This window comes from Anaerolinea thermolimosa (assembly GCF_001050195.2).
Classification (GTDB): Bacteria; Chloroflexota; Anaerolineae; order Anaerolineales; family Anaerolineaceae; genus Anaerolinea; species Anaerolinea thermolimosa.
Window position 1 is genome coordinate 1021516 of the sequence record NZ_DF967965.1, and the last position, 17670, is coordinate 1039185.

The 17670-nt window shown below is 47.4% G+C and carries 11 protein-coding genes; 10 read left to right on the forward strand and 1 reads right to left on the reverse strand.

The genetic code is table 11. From position 1 onward, the window contains the following. Positions 1 to 33: 33 nt before the first annotated feature. From ATHL_RS04685 to ATHL_RS18760, 9 genes are read left to right on the forward strand one after another with little or no spacing between them, the layout of a single operon-like run. Positions 34 to 3597, forward strand: coding sequence for an Eco57I restriction-modification methylase domain-containing protein (locus ATHL_RS04685; protein WP_062190294.1), 3564 nt, complete (start codon positions 34 to 36; stop codon positions 3595 to 3597). A gap of 21 nt (positions 3598 to 3618) precedes the next feature. Further along, positions 3619 to 4554, forward strand: coding sequence for a DUF4268 domain-containing protein (locus ATHL_RS04690; protein WP_062190296.1), 936 nt, complete (start codon positions 3619 to 3621; stop codon positions 4552 to 4554). 14 nt (positions 4555 to 4568) lie between these two features. Continuing rightward, positions 4569 to 8069 carry a helicase-related protein gene (locus ATHL_RS04695; protein ID WP_062190298.1) on the forward strand — a complete coding sequence of 1167 codons (3501 nt, stop codon included), beginning with the start codon at positions 4569 to 4571 and terminating at the stop codon, positions 8067 to 8069. Between the two features lie 30 nt (positions 8070 to 8099). Then, positions 8100 to 9056, forward strand: coding sequence for a type III-B CRISPR module RAMP protein Cmr1 (gene cmr1, locus ATHL_RS04700; RefSeq protein ID WP_062190300.1), 957 nt, complete (start codon positions 8100 to 8102; stop codon positions 9054 to 9056). Between the two features lie 7 nt (positions 9057 to 9063). Next, positions 9064 to 9966 carry an RAMP superfamily CRISPR-associated protein gene (locus ATHL_RS04705; protein ID WP_062190302.1) on the forward strand — a complete coding sequence of 301 codons (903 nt, stop codon included), beginning with the start codon at positions 9064 to 9066 and terminating at the stop codon, positions 9964 to 9966. Next, a complete protein-coding gene (locus ATHL_RS04710; RefSeq protein ID WP_062190304.1) occupies positions 9963 to 12944 on the forward strand; it encodes a CRISPR-associated protein Csx11 in 2982 nt (993 codons plus the stop codon). The genes ATHL_RS04705 and ATHL_RS04710 overlap by 4 nt, the downstream gene beginning before the upstream one ends. Positions 12945 to 12968: 24 nt before the next feature. Then, positions 12969 to 13904 carry a type III-B CRISPR module RAMP protein Cmr4 gene (gene cmr4 / locus ATHL_RS04715; RefSeq protein ID WP_084001178.1) on the forward strand — a complete coding sequence of 312 codons (936 nt, stop codon included), beginning with the start codon at positions 12969 to 12971 and terminating at the stop codon, positions 13902 to 13904. Between the two features lie 15 nt (positions 13905 to 13919). Next, positions 13920 to 14276, forward strand: a complete 357-nt coding sequence (locus tag ATHL_RS04720) for a hypothetical protein (RefSeq protein WP_062190306.1) — start codon at positions 13920 to 13922, stop codon at positions 14274 to 14276. A gap of 5 nt (positions 14277 to 14281) precedes the next feature. Further along, on the forward strand, positions 14282 to 15172 hold the full coding sequence (locus ATHL_RS18760) for a hypothetical protein (RefSeq protein ID WP_162787577.1): 891 nt from the start codon (positions 14282 to 14284) through the stop codon (positions 15170 to 15172). A gap of 731 nt (positions 15173 to 15903) precedes the next feature. Here ATHL_RS18760 and ATHL_RS19625 read toward each other — a convergent pair. Then, positions 15904 to 16134 (reverse strand): transposase family protein, encoded by a 231-nt coding sequence (locus ATHL_RS19625; protein WP_062190310.1) that lies wholly within the window; start codon positions 16132 to 16134, stop codon positions 15904 to 15906. Between the two features lie 527 nt (positions 16135 to 16661). On the opposite strand from ATHL_RS19625, the gene ATHL_RS04735 reads away from it, so the two are divergent. Continuing rightward, positions 16662 to 17528, forward strand: a complete 867-nt coding sequence (locus ATHL_RS04735; RefSeq protein WP_201797935.1) for an HNH endonuclease domain-containing protein — start codon at positions 16662 to 16664, stop codon at positions 17526 to 17528. Positions 17529 to 17670 lie beyond the last annotated feature (142 nt).

Sequence of the window (17670 nt, forward strand, 5' to 3'; positions counted from 1 at the left end):
CAAACTTCAAGCATTCTCGGGAAAAAGTTTGATATGGCCACAAACAACGTCCAAAGACTCATCACATCCTTTTCTCCTCAGCAATTGACAACATTTTTACGACAAAAAGCCCCAAGTTTTCGGCCAATTTCCGAGAACCTTGCCAATTACCTCAATCGGGATGATGCTTTCGATCAAGCCATGAAAATGGGTGTGATCGAATTACCCCACTCGCAAACCGTTTTGGTGGGGGCTGTTCACGTCTCAGACGAACTCACTGCCCGCTCCAGCAAACGCAAGCAGTATGAACTGGTCAAACGCATTCTCAAGGATAGCAACCATAATGCTGCCATCTTCGCCTTTTATGATCGTGCGGGGCGCTTCCGGCTCTCTCTGGTAACTGTTTCCTATCACGGCACGCGCCGCCAGTTCAGTACTTTCCGCCGATACACCTTCTTTGTTGACCCGGCTCTGCCCAACAAGACTTTTGTTCAACAGATGAGCAGGGCAAGCTTCGACAAACTCGAAAGCATTCTGCAAACCTTCTCCCTCGAAGCGGTATCCGACGAATTTTATAAAGAATTTGAGATCAAATTCAGTGAGATTGCGGCAAAAGTGCAAGGGACTGAGGACAAAGACCTCGCAAAGGACTTTGCCCTTCTTTTCACCATTCGCACCATCTTCATAGGATTTGTACAAAAGAAAGGCTGGTTGGGGGACAATCCGCGTTTTCTGCAGGATTTCTGGGCGGAATATCAAAGTACCGGTGCAAGCAATACTTTCTACAAAGAATGGCTGGAGCCGCTCTTCTTCGAGGCGCTGAACTCTTCTCCAGGACAAAAGGTCTCTTATGGACATGTACCGTTTTCTCAGAAGACGCAGGATATTCTGCAAATGGCGCCCTATCTGAACGGTGAACTGTTCAAGCGTAAGCGGGGAGTAGATGATCAGGGATTGTGGCTTCCGGATGACGTGATTGGGGCGTTCTTTGATTTTCTCTTTGAGTACAACTTTACCGTCGAAGAAAACGAACTTTACGACGAAGAACTCGAACTCAATCCCGAATTCCTGGGCATCATCTTCGAGCGCATTACCAACAAAGAACAGGGTGCGGTCTACACACCACGGGTTGAAGTGGACCTGATGTGCCGCCTGGCGCTGGTCAAATGGCTGGAACAAACCACCTCTATCCAAAAGGAGGATCTCTATCACCTCTTCTTCCGCGAAGCCGGAACCGGGCAGGAATTCGATGAGTACCAGCGGCAGGGCGATTTCTCCCCTGCAGAAATCCGCACCCTGATCAAACAATTGGAATCAGTCACCGTTTGTGATCCAGCCGCCGGTTCTGGAGCGTTTGAGGTTGGCATGTTACAGGTGCTCGACCAGGTACTCGAAAACCTGTACAGCCGTAACAACACTCCCGCCGACCTGAAAGCCCAAGCCCCATCTGCTTTCAATCGCAAGAAAGCCATCATTGCCAATTCGCTGTACGGCGTGGAAGTCAAACGCTGGGCAGTCTGGATTAACCACCTGCGTCTCTGGCTGACGCTGTTTGTGGATATGCCGGATGGACTCAAGGAATCCCGAGACCCCTTACTGCCTAACCTGACCTTTAAGGTGCGCACCGGTGACTCGCTGGTACAGCGCATTGGCAGTAAAACCTTCCCGGTCCACGGGCACGCCAGCCTGCCGCCCGCCATCAAACGTCAGATTACCGAGTTGAAGAAAAAGAAGCGTGACTTCTTCTATAACCAGAGCAACGATTACCGTCCCATTGAGCAGGAAGAACTGAGCGTCTTTCGCGCCATCCTGGACGCGGAAATCGAGTCCCGAAAGGCAGAAATCCGCAAACTCCTGGCTCCTAAACCTCAACAGAATGCTTTATTTGAGATCAAGCCCACGCAGCAAGAACTGGACCTGGCACAAGCCGCCAAAGCACAGCGGGAAGCGCTGGAAGCCGAGATCGCTGAGCTGGAAGACCAAAAACGCAACTTAAAAGACGAACGCCCGTTCATCTGGGCCATTGAATTTGCCGAGATTTTCTTTGACCAGGGCGGTTTTGATATCATCATCGGCAATCCGCCCTATGTGCGCCAAGAAAGCATCAGCGATCCGAATGGGCGGCTGAATCCCAAGGACTACAAAGCGGCGCTGGAAGAAATGGTGCGCCTGGATTTTCCGGAGTACTTTGCCAAATCGAAAGTGCAGTTGAACGAGTTCAAGAAGAACCGCAAACCCGACGGGCGTTCCGACCTGTACACCTGCTTTTATATTCGCTCTCTGCGTTTGCTCAATCCGCAGGGGGTGCACGTCTTCATCTGTTCCAATTCCTGGCTGGATGTAGGCTATGGAGGATGGCTGCAAGAATTCTTCCTGCGCAGAGCGCCGCTCTACCTGGTGATTGACAACCACGCCAAACGTTCGTTTGAGCGCGCCGATGTGAACACCATCATCAGCGTAGCCGGGGCGCCGGAGCGCGAGGTACCCACTGAGCATGTGGTGCACTTCGTGGCGTTCAAACGCCCCTTTGAAGAAGCGGCGCTCTCAGACAACTTCATCGCAATTGAGCGCGCCGTTGAAATTACCCGCACCGAAGACTACCGCGTGGTGCCGCTCAGCGCGGCGGAACTTCTGCGCGAAGGCTCGGAGGGTGGGGAAAAGGAATTGCAAACCACCGGGCAGTATGAAGGCGATAAATGGGGTGGCAAATACCTGCGCGCGCCGGAAATCTATTTCACCATTCTGGAGAAAGGCAAGGGGAAACTTGTTCGTTTGGGGGATATTGCCGAAGTTCGACGAGGCTTCACAACTGGCGCAAATGAGTTTTTCTATCTGACCCCCTTAGGACCGGGTTCCCGTCCGGGGTTATTGCGCGTACGGAATGATGCCGGTTGGGAAGGGGAAATTGAAGAAGAATTTTTGAAGCCGGTTATAAAGAGTCCGAGAGAGTGCCGCACGATTATCATCAAGCCAGAGGATTTGAAGTACCGTATTTTTATGTGTCATCAAAGTAAAGAGGAATTGAAAGGGACTAAGGCACTGGAGTATATACAGTGGGGAGAAGAGAAGAAATATCATCTCGGTTCTACACTGCATTCTCGTAAAAATTGGTGGAGTTTAGGATACCGAATTCCTGGTTTATATTTATGGCCAATGATTCATAATGATAGACTAGCAATATTTGTAAATACAAGTGGTGTCTATGTTGATCACAACCTATTTGAAATAACACCCATTCAAAATAATAAATATATTGTTTCATTTTTTTCAGTACTATCAATACTTATTAGAGAACTTTACGGCCGCGCCAATTTAGGAGAAGGTGCTCTCAAAACTGAAGGAATTGATATTGTTAAATTTCCGTGCTTGGCCTTAGACATAGTAAGTTTAGATTCTTTGTCCACTTATGAGACAAAAAGTATTTTTACCGAATGCGGTATTGATCCCAACTCTGAAATCCCCATCGCCGAGCAAGACCCCCAACCGCTTCCTGACCGCAAAGCGCTGGACGATATTGTCTTTGATGCCTTAGGGCTGACCGAAAACGAACGTAAGGAAGTGTACCGCGCTGTCTGCCAACTGGTTTGGGAGCGCATCAGCAAAGCCAAGAGTGTGTAACCACCAACTGGAGAACCCGCCATGAATCCCATTGCCCGTCTCACCCGTATTCCCCTACGCGACGTCTGGCATCACGAAGCCCTGAACTTCACCCGCTGGCTGGCAGAAAACCTCGACCTGCTTTCCGATCCCACCGGTTTGCGCCTTTCGCTGGTGGAAGCCGAAGCTGCCGCCGGAGATTTTGCCGTGGACATCCTGGCAGAAGATGCGGATGGCAACCTAGTGGTCATCGAAAATCAACTGGAGCGCACCGATCACGACCACTTGGGCAAACTCATCACTTACATGAGCAACCACGATGCCAAAACAGCGATCTGGATCACCAGCCAGCCGCGCCCTGAACACGAAAAAGCGGTGCACTGGCTCAACGAAACCCTGCCCGACGATACCTCTTTTTACCTGCTTCAGATCGAAGCGGTGCGCATTGATAACTCCCCGCCTGCGCCGCTCTTCACGGTCATTGCCGGTCCAAGCGCGGAGAGCCGCCAAATCGGCGAACAGCGCAAAGAACTGGCACGCCGTCACATCCTGCTAATGGAGTTTTGGGATGGTTTGCTGAAGAAAGCCAGGCAAAAATCCACCTTATTTGCCAACATCTCCCCCGGCAAAGATCACTGGATCAGCACGAGTGCCGGGAAGAGCGGATTTACCTGGGCATATGTCGTTTTGAAGGATCATGCCCGGGTAGAACTGTATATTGATACAGGGGACAGTGAAAAGAACAAACACTATTTCGATGCTCTGCTCCAGCACAAAGAGCAAATCGAAGCCAGTTTTGGCGCGCCTCTGGAATGGCAGCGTCTGGATGATAAGCGTGCAGCGCGCATTGCTTACCTGATTCGTGGGCATGGCGGACTTCCCAACCAGGAAAACTGGGATGCGCTTCAAGATGCCATGATTGATGCGATGGTGCGCCTGGAAGATGCCCTCAAACCGCGCCTTGCCCACCTTCACTGAATCGAGGAAAGTGCATGGCTCACAACTTCATCACCAACGCCAAACAGCAAAACCTGAAAGAGCGCATCCAAACCCTCATTCGACACAGCCAGGAACTGAAATTCCTGGTGGGATACTTCTACTTCTCCGGCTTGCGGGAACTCTACAAGGCGTTACAGACGCGCTGGACGAACGCACGTTCGGCCAATACCCCTTTTTCCATCAAAATTCTGGTCGGGCTGGATACCGACCTGCACATGGGACAGGTCATTGAAGTTGCTGACCCGGAAGCGTCCCAATGCAATCGAGATGAACTGGTAGGACGATATTTTGCTTCTCTGCGCTCCGCCCTGCGTGATGAAGATTTCGACACCCAAGAGTTCTACGAACAGGTCTCTTTCTTCCTGGAATTACTGGAAAGCGGCTCCCTGCAGATTCGCAAGACTCTCGACCCCAACCATGCCAAACTTTATCTCTTCTGTTTAAATGAAGATGGGCGCTCGCTGGTCAACGCCCCCGGACGTTTTATTACCGGTTCGAGCAACCTGACCCGCGCCGGGCTTACAGATCAGCAGGAATTCAATGTGGAAATCGGGGATTACGGTTGGGAAGATGCCGAAAAATATTTCGACGATCTTTGGGAACAAGCCATCCCCATCAGTGAAGTGCCGGAACACAAGGAGAAAATCGTCCGCGTGATCCGCCGCCAAACGCAAGTTGCTGAGATTACCCCCTTCGAAGCCTATGCGCTGGTACTGAAAACGTATCTGGATTTGATGGAACTCAAGTCTCTCAGCCCTCATATCAAACGGATCATGCAGGCACGGGGCTATAAGGTTTACCGTTATCAGGAAGAAGCCGTTCAACAAGCCCTGACAGTTCTCAATCAATATGGGGGCGTCATCCTGGCTGACGTGGTGGGATTGGGAAAATCCATCATTGCCAGCTGGCTGGCACGAGAGCGCAACGGGCGCGGATTGGTGATCTGTCCCCCGGCTTTAATGGGCGACCCCAAAACCCGCGACAGCGGCTGGTACAAATACCTGAGCGATTTCGGGCTGCACGACTGGGATGTGTACTCGCTGGGATCGCTGGACAAGGTGCAGGAATATTTATCCACCTACGGTGATGATGTGACCACCATCATTGTGGATGAAGCCCATCGTTTCCGCAACGAAGACACCGAAGCCTATGAACGCCTCAGCCAGATATGCGCAAATCGGGGTGTGATCCTGCTCACTGCCACACCTTTTAACAACACCCCCCTGGATATCTTCGCCTTGCTCAAACTATTCATTCCGCCGGGCAAGTCCACTTTGACACTGGATGAGAGGCTTGCCGCACGCTTCGCCCGTTATAACAGCGAGTTTCGCAAACTTTCCTATATCCTGCGCTACTATAACGCAGGTGGCGAAAAACAAAAACGCGCTGAAAACTACTACACGGATATTTTTGAGGACCTTCCGCCCATTCAGGTCAGCCGGGTACAACAGGAAGTACGGCGTATCGCCGATGAAATCCGTGCGGTCATCGAACCGGTAATCATTCGCCGCAACCGCCTTGACCTCAAGAAAGACCCTGTTTACTCACAGGAACTCACAGAACTCTCAGAAGTCGCCGATCCTGTCCAACTCTTCTACGAACTGAGTCCTGAACAATCCCATTTCTACGATCAGGTCATCCACGATTTCTTTGGGGAAGAAGGACAGTTCTGTGGTGCAATTTACCAGCCTTTCGCCTATGAAAAGCAGTCTCAGGGTGAAAAACTGGAAGAGGAATTTACTTACCAGCAACAGCGCAACCTGTACGATTTCATGCGGCGCTTGCTGGTCAAACGCTTCGAGAGTTCGTTCGGGGCTTTTGCCCAAAGTATCGAGAATTTCATCCGTATTCACGAAATTGTGCTGACTTTTATCGAGAATACCGGTAAATACATCCTGGATCGCACTCTGATTGAAAAGATTTGGGAAGAAGACGAAGAAACCATCGAAGAAGCACTGGTGGCATTCGCCAACAGGTTGGCAGAGAAGCCCAACCTGAACCCGCGTCATGACCGCATTTATGAAATTGCCAAGTTCGACGAGTCCGAGAAGTTCATCGAGGATATTCGGGCTGACCTGACACTGCTTAAGAACATCAAGCAACGGGTTGAAACGCTGAACCTGGTCCATCAGGACCCAAAGAGCCAGTGCCTGGTCGAGGCAGTTCAGGAAATCCTGGCATCAAAGCCAAAACCAGGGCAACCGCGCTGCAAGGTGGTGATCTTCAGCGAGTACCAGGATACCGTTGCCCATATTGCTCCTCAAATCCAAACCGCATTTCCAGGGCGTGTACTGGTCGCGCAAGGTGCGCTGAGTAAGAGTTTCTTCGACGATTTGCTAGCCAATTTTGACGCCAGTTATTCCCAAGGCAAACAAAGGGATGATTACGATATCATTCTGGCAACGGACAAATTATCCGAAGGCGTTAACCTCAACCGCGCTGGAGCCTGTATCAACTACGATATCCCATGGAATCCAACGCGCGTCATTCAACGCCTTGGGCGTATCAACCGTATTGGCGCAAAAGTTTTTGATACGCTCCATATTTACAATTTCTTCCCCACAGAGCAGGGCGCTGAAGTGGTCAAAAGCCGTGAGATTGCCGCCCAAAAGATGTTCCTGATCCATAACACCCTTGGGGAAGACGCCAAAATCTTTGCCCCGGATGAAACTCCATCCCCTGCTGAACTTTTCAAACGCCTCAACACGAACCCGGAAGAAACAGAAGAAGAAAGTCTGCTCACCGCCATTCGCCGGGAATTCTTCGACATTCAAGAACAATTCCCGGAGATGGTGAAAGGACTGACGGACTTCCCGCCGCGGGTGAAAACCGCCAAACGCGACAAAAACAACGAATTGCTGGTGTTCCGACGAAAGGGACTGCAACTTTTCATTCACGCCGTACCCAACACAGGGGATGATAAACCAGAAGTACAGGCTCTCTCCCTGGAGGAAGCCATTGTGCACATTCGATGTCAGCCCGGTACCCCACGGGAAGCGCTCAGCGCCAATTTCTGGCCCGCGTATGAAGCCATCAAGGAACATCGCGAGCATATTCCCATGCCCCAAAGCGAGCAGTCCTTGAGCGTTAAAGCCGAAAATAACCTTAGAAGTGCTTTGGCAAATCATGCGGCTGATTTACAGGAATATCTGCCATTTATCCAAACCCTGCTGCGAGACTTGAAAGAATTCCAGACCCTGCCCAAATACACCCTGCGCCGTCTTGCCAGTGTGGAAATGAACGGAAAGGTTTCCCAAAATGACCTGCAGCGCTTCTGTTCCGAACTGGAAATGCTGCGCCGCACACTCGGCGAGGATTATCTTGAACTCATCGAGCGTCGTGCGAGAGAGTTCCGCAGTGAAATCGTGATTGCGGTGGAAAATATTGCTGACACTGCTCGGGAAGGAGGGGCTGTCTCAGAAAGCGAAATGGAAGATAAGGTGAGCGAGACTTTCAGCCAGATGGGCGTAGATGCAGAAATTGACCCGGAGTAAGAGACTAGAGTCGATTTGGGAGGATCGCTTATGAATACAATGTCTAAAGAATGGCGTTTCAAAGCCATTACCAATATCTGGACAGGAAATGCAGAACGTCAAAATCAGCAGTTGATCCTCCCCGGGTTGCTCGGATCGATTCGCTGGTGGTTTGAAGTTGTGGTGAGAGGATTAGGTGGCTATGCCTGTGACCCCACAGCCAAATCTCGATGTCCAGTAGAAAATAAAAATAATCAGAATGAAAAATGCCATTGTGTGGTTTGTGAATTGTTTGGTTGCACTGGTTGGGCGCGTAAGTTTCGCTTCGAGGTTGTAGATGAAAGCGGGCAACCAATTCAAAATGCAATCAGTGCCAATACAATATTCATTCTGCGGTTTACCCCCCTACGCATGATTTGCGATGAAGAATGGGCTTTGCTCGACCTGACATTGAGAATTATCTCAGAATATACCGCCCTCGGTGGGAAAACGGTGTTCAAACCCTCAGACGAAAAAGGCCGGGAAATGATGATACATCATAGAGATTATGGGTTAATAACTCTGGAAGGAAATCCAGAGTTATTCACGATCGGGAAAGACAACCTCCAAAAATACATAAAACGGCCAAACTGGTGTAAATCCAGTCATGATGCTGATGACTTTAACTGGGCCTCTCTAAGCCATTTCTGGGTTGTCAAGGGACGTTACCTTGCCCGCCAAAGCGACTATCACAGTACCTTTAACCGCCTCCTTGGGCGCCCTGAAGAGAAAGGACGATCGAGTTGGGGAAAGAGTTGGCTGGCTGGAAGCCAAAGGGAAAGCAAGAAAGTATTTAGTTTTAAAACGCGTGGTTATGAGCGCACATATGGATTTGTGCTTAAAAATAGTGATTTTAGTGAGATAGAAAATACTCTGAGAGAAGTCTGGAATATACAGGGGAACCAAGAATTCCGTTTTCTTACAGGCGAATCAATTCTTGAGACATTGGTCAATCATCAGGGAGGTTAAACAAAATATGTCCTACGAGTATTGGACTTATCTTTCAAAACATGAGACTTATCTTTCAAAACATGATCAGGAGAACAGCGAAGATTCAATATTATTAAGACACTTTCATGCTGATATTTCGGGAGACAAAGACACTAAAAACAGTACGCGTGCTGACTTTTTAAAAAAGAGAAAAGAGAAAAAGCCATTGTCTTCCATTAAGGCTACTGACATTTTTAGGTATCCCGAAAAGCCTTTACTTCCTTCCTGGTTAGCGATTAAGGTAGACTTCGAACTCAAACGCCCCTGGTATTCCAAAGATGATCGCGTTTTCCATATCCTTGAGAACCCACTTCGAAAAGAACATCTTTTTGATGTGCCTTACATTCCAGCCACTACCTGGAAAGGGTTGCTACGCTGGTCATGTCGCATGCAATCCGGCCTGCGCCAACACCTGGAGAAATACAATGGAAAATTGGAGGGCTGGAAAGACCCCGACTGGATCGTGGATCTATTCGGTAACGAGAAGGGAGAAGAAGAGCATTTCAATCAGGGCGTATTGGCGTTCTATCCCACCTGGTTTGATCAAATTGGGTATGAGGTGATTAATCCTCATGACCGTTCCAAACGGGCAGGTACCCAGCCTGTTTATTACGAAGTTGTACCCGCTGGCGCATCGGGCACATTGTTTCTCCTTTACGCACCCTTCCCGGGTATGACGGTCAAGAGTGAACAGAAAACCGCGCTGAGAAATTTGTTTTTAGCCATTGAAGTCCTGCTCACCCATTATGGCATCTCGGCGAAACGAACTTCCGGATGGGGTACGGCACAAATTAAGCAATGGTACATTTCTACTAAATCTCGAATGTCTTCCGGTGATCTTACCAATGCGTTATCCCAACTCGAAACCTTGCTCAGTGGAGAGAAATGATCATGACGAGTAATGGTCTAAACCCGGTAGAACTTCTCAGAAACCATCGTCCTTTCTTGTTGCTTTGTGAAGCCATTGGTTTGTTTCATATGGCTGGTAAAGCAAAAATAGATTTCTTGAAATACCAGGCGGGTGAGATACCTTCTTATGATTACAAAGGGTGGGCTGAAACCGAGAACATTGAACCCGACCTCCTATCCAAAATTCTTGGCTCTAGTTCGCTACCCGCACATTTGAGCCAGGGCTTTTTACCGGGGTTATGGCGCGACTTAGTCACGAAACACGCCGATCAAAATGGCACGGGTTTATTAGGTTTACTCCAGGCCGCCCATGGGATGGCTTCAGGTATTGAGAAACAAAGTTATGCTTCCAAAACCGTGGAATACCTTGCTCAAACCAAACCTGACCTTTGGCTATCCTCAGCTTTTGGCACCCCCGAGCGTAATCTTCTTAGTGATCCTCCTTCTGTCCTTACATCTGACGGATGGAATAATCTAATTGGCGAGATTAAAGGGAAACTCAAGGAAGCCAATAATCTGAAAAATAATAATGCCAGGGTAGATGAGTGGTTCCAATGGCGAAATCATTTGGTTGGCCCAGACGCGTTTGTCCGCAAAGCCTTCCTCTCCACGTTAGCCGAAACGCGCCTTCCCAATAACGATGTCACTTTGTGGGATCAATCCTACATTGCAGCGGCGCTCTTCAAAAGTGCCATTGCAGGTGCTTTGTTAGATTCACAATTTTCCACTTCTGATAAAGGGATTAAGAGCAAGGTTCGATGGCGTCTGCTTACCATTGGAATCGGTAGTGAGTACTACGAAGCTCGGGCGGTGAAGATTGGCGACTGGACGGGAACGGCCCGTATCCTGGAAGAATTCTTTGAAGGTGTCCAGCGCTTGATCGAGGTAGACCTTGCCCTTGGGTCACTTATTTATCGTGATACTGAGGTGTGCATCTTTACATTTCCCGGTGAGTCCAAGGACCAACAGTCACCGGCATCGTGGATTGAAAGCCAGGATTTTTCATGGCAGAAGTGGTTGGAAAACCAAACCGATGATCTTGCCCATCAATACGATTTAGAAACTCCGCCTTATTGCTTCTTGAGTGCGCCTACTCGCTCTCTCGTTCCGATTGTTAAAGCCCGACATGATGCCGATCATGCTCTCTCCGTCCCGGTTCACCGCTATTGGCTTCCCCGCACGAATGATCAAAACTCCGGGCATGTATGTCCGGTCTGTGGTGTACGGCAAAATAGTGATCCCACCAATAAAGATCGTCCGTGTGAAGTATGTCTTAAACGACGCTCTCATCGTTTGCAGGATTGGTTGAATGGGGAATCGGGCTCAGAGACCATCTGGCTCGATGAAGTTGCTGATTCCAACGATCGTATCGCGCTCATCACTTTACAATTGGATGTAGAACCCTGGCTGGAGGGGGAACGCATAGACAGTCTGCGCGCTCAAGCCATTCCTGATTGGCTTCGTCATAATGCAAATCTTGGCAATGTACTAGGTCAAGCAAATACAGCGGCCTTTATGCGACTGCATGGTTACATTCAGGGTAAACTCTCTCAATTCAACCAAAATGACAATATCCTTGCGGCACTCAATCAAGGTTTCAAGTCCTATCAAAACTGGCAAACTTTTTTTGAAGATATAGTAGAAGATCGCACCAAAGAAGCGCCTAAATGGGCTTCATTAACGAACCATGAACGCGCTATCTGGTTATCTCATCAATTGTTCAGGAAATTACCCTCACCAGGCCGCACCTATCGTTTTTGGCGGCAAAGCGAGGATTTCTTTAAACACCTTTACAAAAAATTTTCTGAAATATCTTCCAAGCACCCTAACCGTTGGCGCCTGAGACGATTGGCTTTCATTCCAGAAAACACACAGAAACTCCAAAAAAATCATCTCTATGAAGGCCTTATCGGAAACCAAACTTGCTCTTTTCTTTTTGATGGTGAAGCCTTAATCACCGCATCAAATTTAGCCCGCTTTCTTTTGCTTCACCAAACATCCCCCGACAAATTCCAGAATACTCTTACGCTTAAGGATGCGGAAAAGCCTCAAGATCCCTCCATCCAGGTTAAGATAAAGAAAGTTAGCCAAGATTCCCCCCTTCTACAAGAATATCTTCCAATCATTACTCTGGAACTCAGTCCATTGCGATTCCGGATTCTGGTTTCCCTTGAGACTGCATCCAAGTGTGTGGATGTTGCGATCCGAGAATGGCGTCAACAATTTGCCTGTGTTCAGGATCGCCTGCCTCTCAACATCGGTGTGGTGGTGTTTCCAAGCAAAATGTCTTTTCAAGCCGTGATTGAGATGGCGCGAACGATTGAGCATAAATTAACATCACGAAGTGCACCAGAGAAGTGGACAGTTAAGGAAAAATCCAACGAAAATGGGCAAGTAAGAGTCCATTTACACCATCCCGATAACGGAATAGAAAAATGGGAAATCCCTACAGATTTGCCTGATGGAAGAAAGGATGTGTTTTATCCCTATCTTGCAATGGTCAATTCTGCTGTGCAAAAGGATAGAGATTTCCAAACCCCCAATGGCACTGTATATCGCCATGCGGAAGATGTATCCCCTGAGGAGGAAATTCGGGTTTATCCTTCTAAAATCACTACAGTGTTCCTGGATACGACCGTTCGACGATTTGAGAGCCCTACTATTTTTTACCTCAGAGACTGGGAAACCATGCGAGATAACTGGGAACTCTTGTCCTGTTCAATGGTTACTTCCCAGTTACAAATGTTAAGAGCAGAACTTCTGCGCCTAACCCACCAATGGAGAATAGAGCAAACAGGATCTGCTAAAAAGGCTGCCGAAGAATTGTTACGCGTTTATCTAAGAGAGAGATTACCGTCAACATCTGGAGAAGACATCGAAAAATTGCTAGAGAGTTTTCAAAGGGGTGTTTTACTCTGGACAATCGATTGGCACCTCAGCATTGCGAAAGAAAAATAAAACTCTATGAACCGGGAGGCATAAATGAATAATCCAAATAACTCTTATACAAAGTTCTCTCATTTGGGGATGGCAATTGATCCCATTCATGTTGGTACAGGAGGAAATCGTTTGGGGCGCGTTGATTCGACAATTGTACGTGACCCTGCTACTCAAATTCCTAAAATTCCTGGCTCCAGTCTGGCTGGCACTTACCGTTCCTACTCAGCAATGGCAGAAGGAAAATATCCCCAATGTGCAGGGGTTGGTTTACCTCAGTCTGATGGAACTGGCGGGCATTGTGGTAAGCCTGATTGTCCCATTTGTACCGTATATGGGTTTGCACGTGGGCAGGAGGGTGGTTTTGCCGGATTAGCAGCATTTAGCGATGCACATGTTCTGCTCTTCCCGGTCCCAACTCGAAAAGGGGTATATTGGATCACCAGTCCAAATACAATGCGTTTCTTCTCCATTGAAATTGAATTATCTCAATCCGCAGGATTGTATCTCCTTGATCCTACAAATTCAAATTCTCCCCTTAATTTAGGTTGGCTTATGCTTCCAATTATGGGGTTGAAAAAAGAAGTAGTAAATAAAATACAGGAGAAATTGCAAGACTTAAAAGTGCCTGACTACGTAATCGAAAAAGTGGGTGTTGTATCCGATGACCTGTTCGCTCATGTGGTGAACAGCAATTTAGAGGTTCGCACCTCAGTGTCGATTAATCCAGAAACGGGTGCCGCTGAAGATGGGGCTTTATTTACCTATGAAGCCCTGCCACGTACCACATTCCTGTATTGGGAAATCGTTTGTAAGAACCCCAACCATTACCGCATAAACAGCAAACCGGTCTCATTCAAGCAAAATCCACAAATGGAAGATGTACATTACATCACCCAAAAAGCCCATCCTTTCTTTGAACATTTAGGGATCGGAGGTATGGGAACACGTGGAATGGGAAGGATAAAAGTTCTGGTTTAATTCGGAGGTTATGCCATGAACCAACAAATTCAAAATCTAGATGTCGAATGCGCACTCCTTGGTGAAGAGATTGCCAAAATAGATAAAATGACAGAGAAAATTATCAATGCTGCATTGGCAATCCTGGAAACCCAAGGCCTTTATGCCATGTTCCTTTACCTGAAAGCCCGCGAGAAAGATGTTTTTGGAAAGTTTTCGAAGAAAAGCATGTCTTTCCTGAATAAAGTGGAAACCAGATCATCCTATAGCGACAGCGATATCTTACAAAGGGTTGCGCAAATCTCCAATGACTTGGATCAATTGTTGTTCGTAAGAAGTTTATTTATCCAGGCCCTCTCCTATGCCCGTTACCACCTTAAAGCCAGGGGATAACAAATATGTCTGATTGGAAACTGTACCGCTGGACATGGATTCTTGACTCGCCGCTTCACATAGGTACAACCCCAGCAGGGATTCTGGATCGAACACGATTATATGTGCCTGCACGAACTCTCTGGGGAGCAATCACAGCCGAACTTGCCCGCAAACAAAGCGAGCAATTTCCGGACTATGAAAGAGTTGGTGAGGAATTGCGTAAGAAAGTCCGATTCAGTTATTTATTCCCTGCACAGAAAATGGATGGCAACTGGTATCCATGGTTACCTAAATACATTCACGATCCAAGGAATTCTGAAGTAAAGGGATTGGCGTGGTGCTTAAGAAGGGATGAAAAGGACGAGAAGATAATCGAGGATAGAGAGTTCCGAATGTGGCTTTTGTATACTCGCCCTGCAACAGCCATATCTCCAGACAACGAAGTGGCGGAAGAGAGCACTCTCCGGGAGCATGAAATCCTCCTGCCCTTCTCACGCTGGGGAAATGCAGTCTTAGAAAAAGTGGGACTAACCGGGTATATATTTATAAATGGGGATAATGAAGTCTTAGATGCCCTTGCTCAGTTACCGCAACTCTTTGTAGGTGGTGATATACGCCATGGACAGGGATGGCTCAGCCGGGAGAGAACCCTTGTTGAGGAAAATCAATTTTTTGGGTATGAAGTGCATACGCAAAATGTTGATTACCCAGAAATTTATACCTCTCACCTTTTAGCCCATACCCTCATAAATGAGTGCATTCAAATTAGTGGAAATATCGAATCATTTAGCGGACGCGATATGGTTCAAGGATGGAATGCTTTATCAAGTATCGGGCACGGATGGGTTCCCGGGTCAGTATTAACAGAACCGCGAAAATTTTCTTTACACGACCAGGGCTTCTGGACACTATAAAATTAATCCTTTGCCTTCGTAATTTTCTTTATAAAGACACATTCACCCATACAGGGTGAATGTGTCTTAAAAGTTAATCCATCGTCAACTTTTCATATCTTGGGGTGGATTGAGGGGGTGCAACAGATTCAACGAAAAAAGAACAACTTGTAGATTTCATAATTTTAATATCCTCAGAGCGGATCGAGGGGTTGCAACGGAAGCCATCCGAAACATGGCTTCAAACCTTTTTCAAGTTTCAATATCCTCAGAGCGGATCGAGGGGTTGCAACATCATCCATTTGGCCTGCCCGCCATACGTGACTGAAGTTTCAATATCCTCAGAGCGGATCGAGGGGTTGCAACAATATTCGGATAATTTTTACAGCATTAGAAAAATTTAGTTTCAATATCCTCAGAGCGGATCGAGGGGTTGCAACCTTCTGTATGGAGACATGCTGGTTGAACTCAACCGGGTTTCAATATCCTCAGAGCGGATCGAGGGGTTGCAACGCAGAATTCTTATTAAGTATATACCATATATAAGGGACAAAATAAATAATCAGAACCATATCTTGTGCTGTGAAATGGAATAATCATTTTTCGCTTCGAAAATCGTTTTTTGCATTAAAACAATGCCGATTTGCGAAAGATGGGTATAAAAGCCCATGTGCTTATAGAGTCAATAAACACCATAATAGAAAGCTCTATATGCCTCTGGGGAGTGGATTCAAGGCTTTCTTAAAATCGAGTTAGGTACTGTGATGCGGCATGCTTCTCCTCTTCAACTTTATCCATTCCACCAGCATCTCTGTGCGATGTTTGGCCCATTCGGCAATCCCGCTGGGACGATCTTCTCCGCAGATCTTCGCCAGTACGATCAGCAGCAGTACCAGTGCCAGCGGATACCGTACCTCCCTGAGCTTCCTGGTGTCCTGCAGGCATTGAAAATGCGCGTACAGGCTCCCTACATCAAACACCATCCTGGTTTCTGTGGTATGGTTTTTGTTTGGTCAACTCAAAGCATAACCGAAGAAGGTCTCTTTTGTCACCTGATTCCTGCTTTATAAAAAGCCCCGGCAAAGATGTTCAACGTATCCAGAAAATTTATCTCGTACAGTCCACAGCACGGTATTGATACTAAAAGATCATTATCAAAGGGTTGGCCTATAATCTATATTGACCACTTTTCTACCCAGGTTTTCTTAATTCTTTGCAGCCAACCATAGATAAATCATTATGCACGAACATCAAGAGATTAGCGTTTCTCTTCCATACTCTTCCATCTTGCCTGTTAGTTCGCTGGCATCAATTTTCGATCAGGTTACCAATTCCTACAAGTTTTACTGGTTCCTGGCAATTTTAGAGGCCGTTCGCGATGGGGAGGGACGGATCTTACCCATGCAAAAGTTACTCGCACGTATGACAGCGAGGGTGTGGTATCCAATCAATTATTAACAAGTTGTCGTTTGGAAAACAGGATCAACTTGGCAATATCGTCGCCTTTATCATGGAACGAACAGGCATTTCTATTGAGAGCTCTTCTGAAATGATTGTAAAAACTGCTCTTGATCACTTTCAAAAAAGAGACGAGATCGGTCAACAGGTTGCCTCTCTAGCCAATTATGTTCCTTACCGTTTTCTGCGGCAATTTTTTGCGGAAAACCTGAGAAGTGAACAAGACTGGAAGATAAACCGTCACATTCGAGAGATGGCAGAGCAAGCCTTTCACTCTCGTCAACCCTGCTTGTATCGGTTCGTCAATTCGCCCGATCCCGCTATCGAAATTCACCCTGAGTGGTTCAAGTATTTTCAACAACATCTGACCATTCTCACCGGTTTCTGTTTGTGGCATCTGATCAATTATCTGCAAAAGCATAATCCAAATGTCCCCAACATTGCAGGAAAGCTATTCGAACCCCAAACCCGCGACCTGAAAACGGCGCGATTGTTCTGGAATCTCGTATTGAGAAAGAGCAGCCCGCTAATCTGCATCTATTCCAGCAAGCCGATCTTACCGGGTAATTTTTCTATTGATCACTTCCTGCCTTGGCGCTTTGTAGGACATGATTTGCTTTGGAACTTGATCCCCACGCCTAAAGAAGTAAACGCATCTAAAAGTGACAACCTTCCAGATCCTTCGTATCTCGAACCATTTGCTAAAATGCAATACCAAGCAGTGCAAAGCATTGCTACACTTACTCGAGCTGAAAGAATGCTTGAAGACTACGTGATTTTATTCAAAATCAGCAGTATCGATGAATTTCGGCGAATGAGCCTTTGCCAATTTACCAATACAATTCAGGCAACTATAGCTCCGCAGTTGCAAATTGCTGCAAACATGGGATTCTCTCAACGTTGGAAGTACAATCCATGATTGGTGCCATAAAATGCCTGTTAAGAAAATTCGCCGGGCTTTGGTAAGCCCGGCTTGTGGAACCCTGCACTATGCCGGATGCCTGGCAAGGTACGCCCGCGCTGCAATCTGGAAGGCTTTCGCCGCCTCTGAAGTAGCCTCC

Bases quoted from the DNA above. Each gene is read 5' to 3' on its own strand.
- ATHL_RS04685 (WP_062190294.1), top strand. From the start codon at position 34: ATGGCCACAAACAACGTCCAAAGACTCATCACATCCTTTTCTCCTCAG.
- ATHL_RS04690 (WP_062190296.1), top strand. From the start codon at position 3,619: ATGAATCCCATTGCCCGTCTCACCCGTATTCCCCTACGCGACGTCTGG.
- ATHL_RS04695 (WP_062190298.1), top strand. From the start codon at position 4,569: ATGGCTCACAACTTCATCACCAACGCCAAACAGCAAAACCTGAAAGAG.
- cmr1 (WP_062190300.1), top strand. From the start codon at position 8,100: ATGAATACAATGTCTAAAGAATGGCGTTTCAAAGCCATTACCAATATC.
- ATHL_RS04705 (WP_062190302.1), top strand. From the start codon at position 9,064: ATGTCCTACGAGTATTGGACTTATCTTTCAAAACATGAGACTTATCTT.
- ATHL_RS04710 (WP_062190304.1), top strand. From the start codon at position 9,963: ATGATCATGACGAGTAATGGTCTAAACCCGGTAGAACTTCTCAGAAAC.
- cmr4 (WP_084001178.1), top strand. From the start codon at position 12,969: ATGAATAATCCAAATAACTCTTATACAAAGTTCTCTCATTTGGGGATG.
- ATHL_RS04720 (WP_062190306.1), top strand. From the start codon at position 13,920: ATGAACCAACAAATTCAAAATCTAGATGTCGAATGCGCACTCCTTGGT.
- ATHL_RS18760 (WP_162787577.1), top strand. From the start codon at position 14,282: ATGTCTGATTGGAAACTGTACCGCTGGACATGGATTCTTGACTCGCCG.
- ATHL_RS19625 (WP_062190310.1), bottom strand. From the start codon at position 16,134: ATGGTGTTTGATGTAGGGAGCCTGTACGCGCATTTTCAATGCCTGCAG.
- ATHL_RS04735 (WP_201797935.1), top strand. From the start codon at position 16,662: ATGGAACGAACAGGCATTTCTATTGAGAGCTCTTCTGAAATGATTGTA.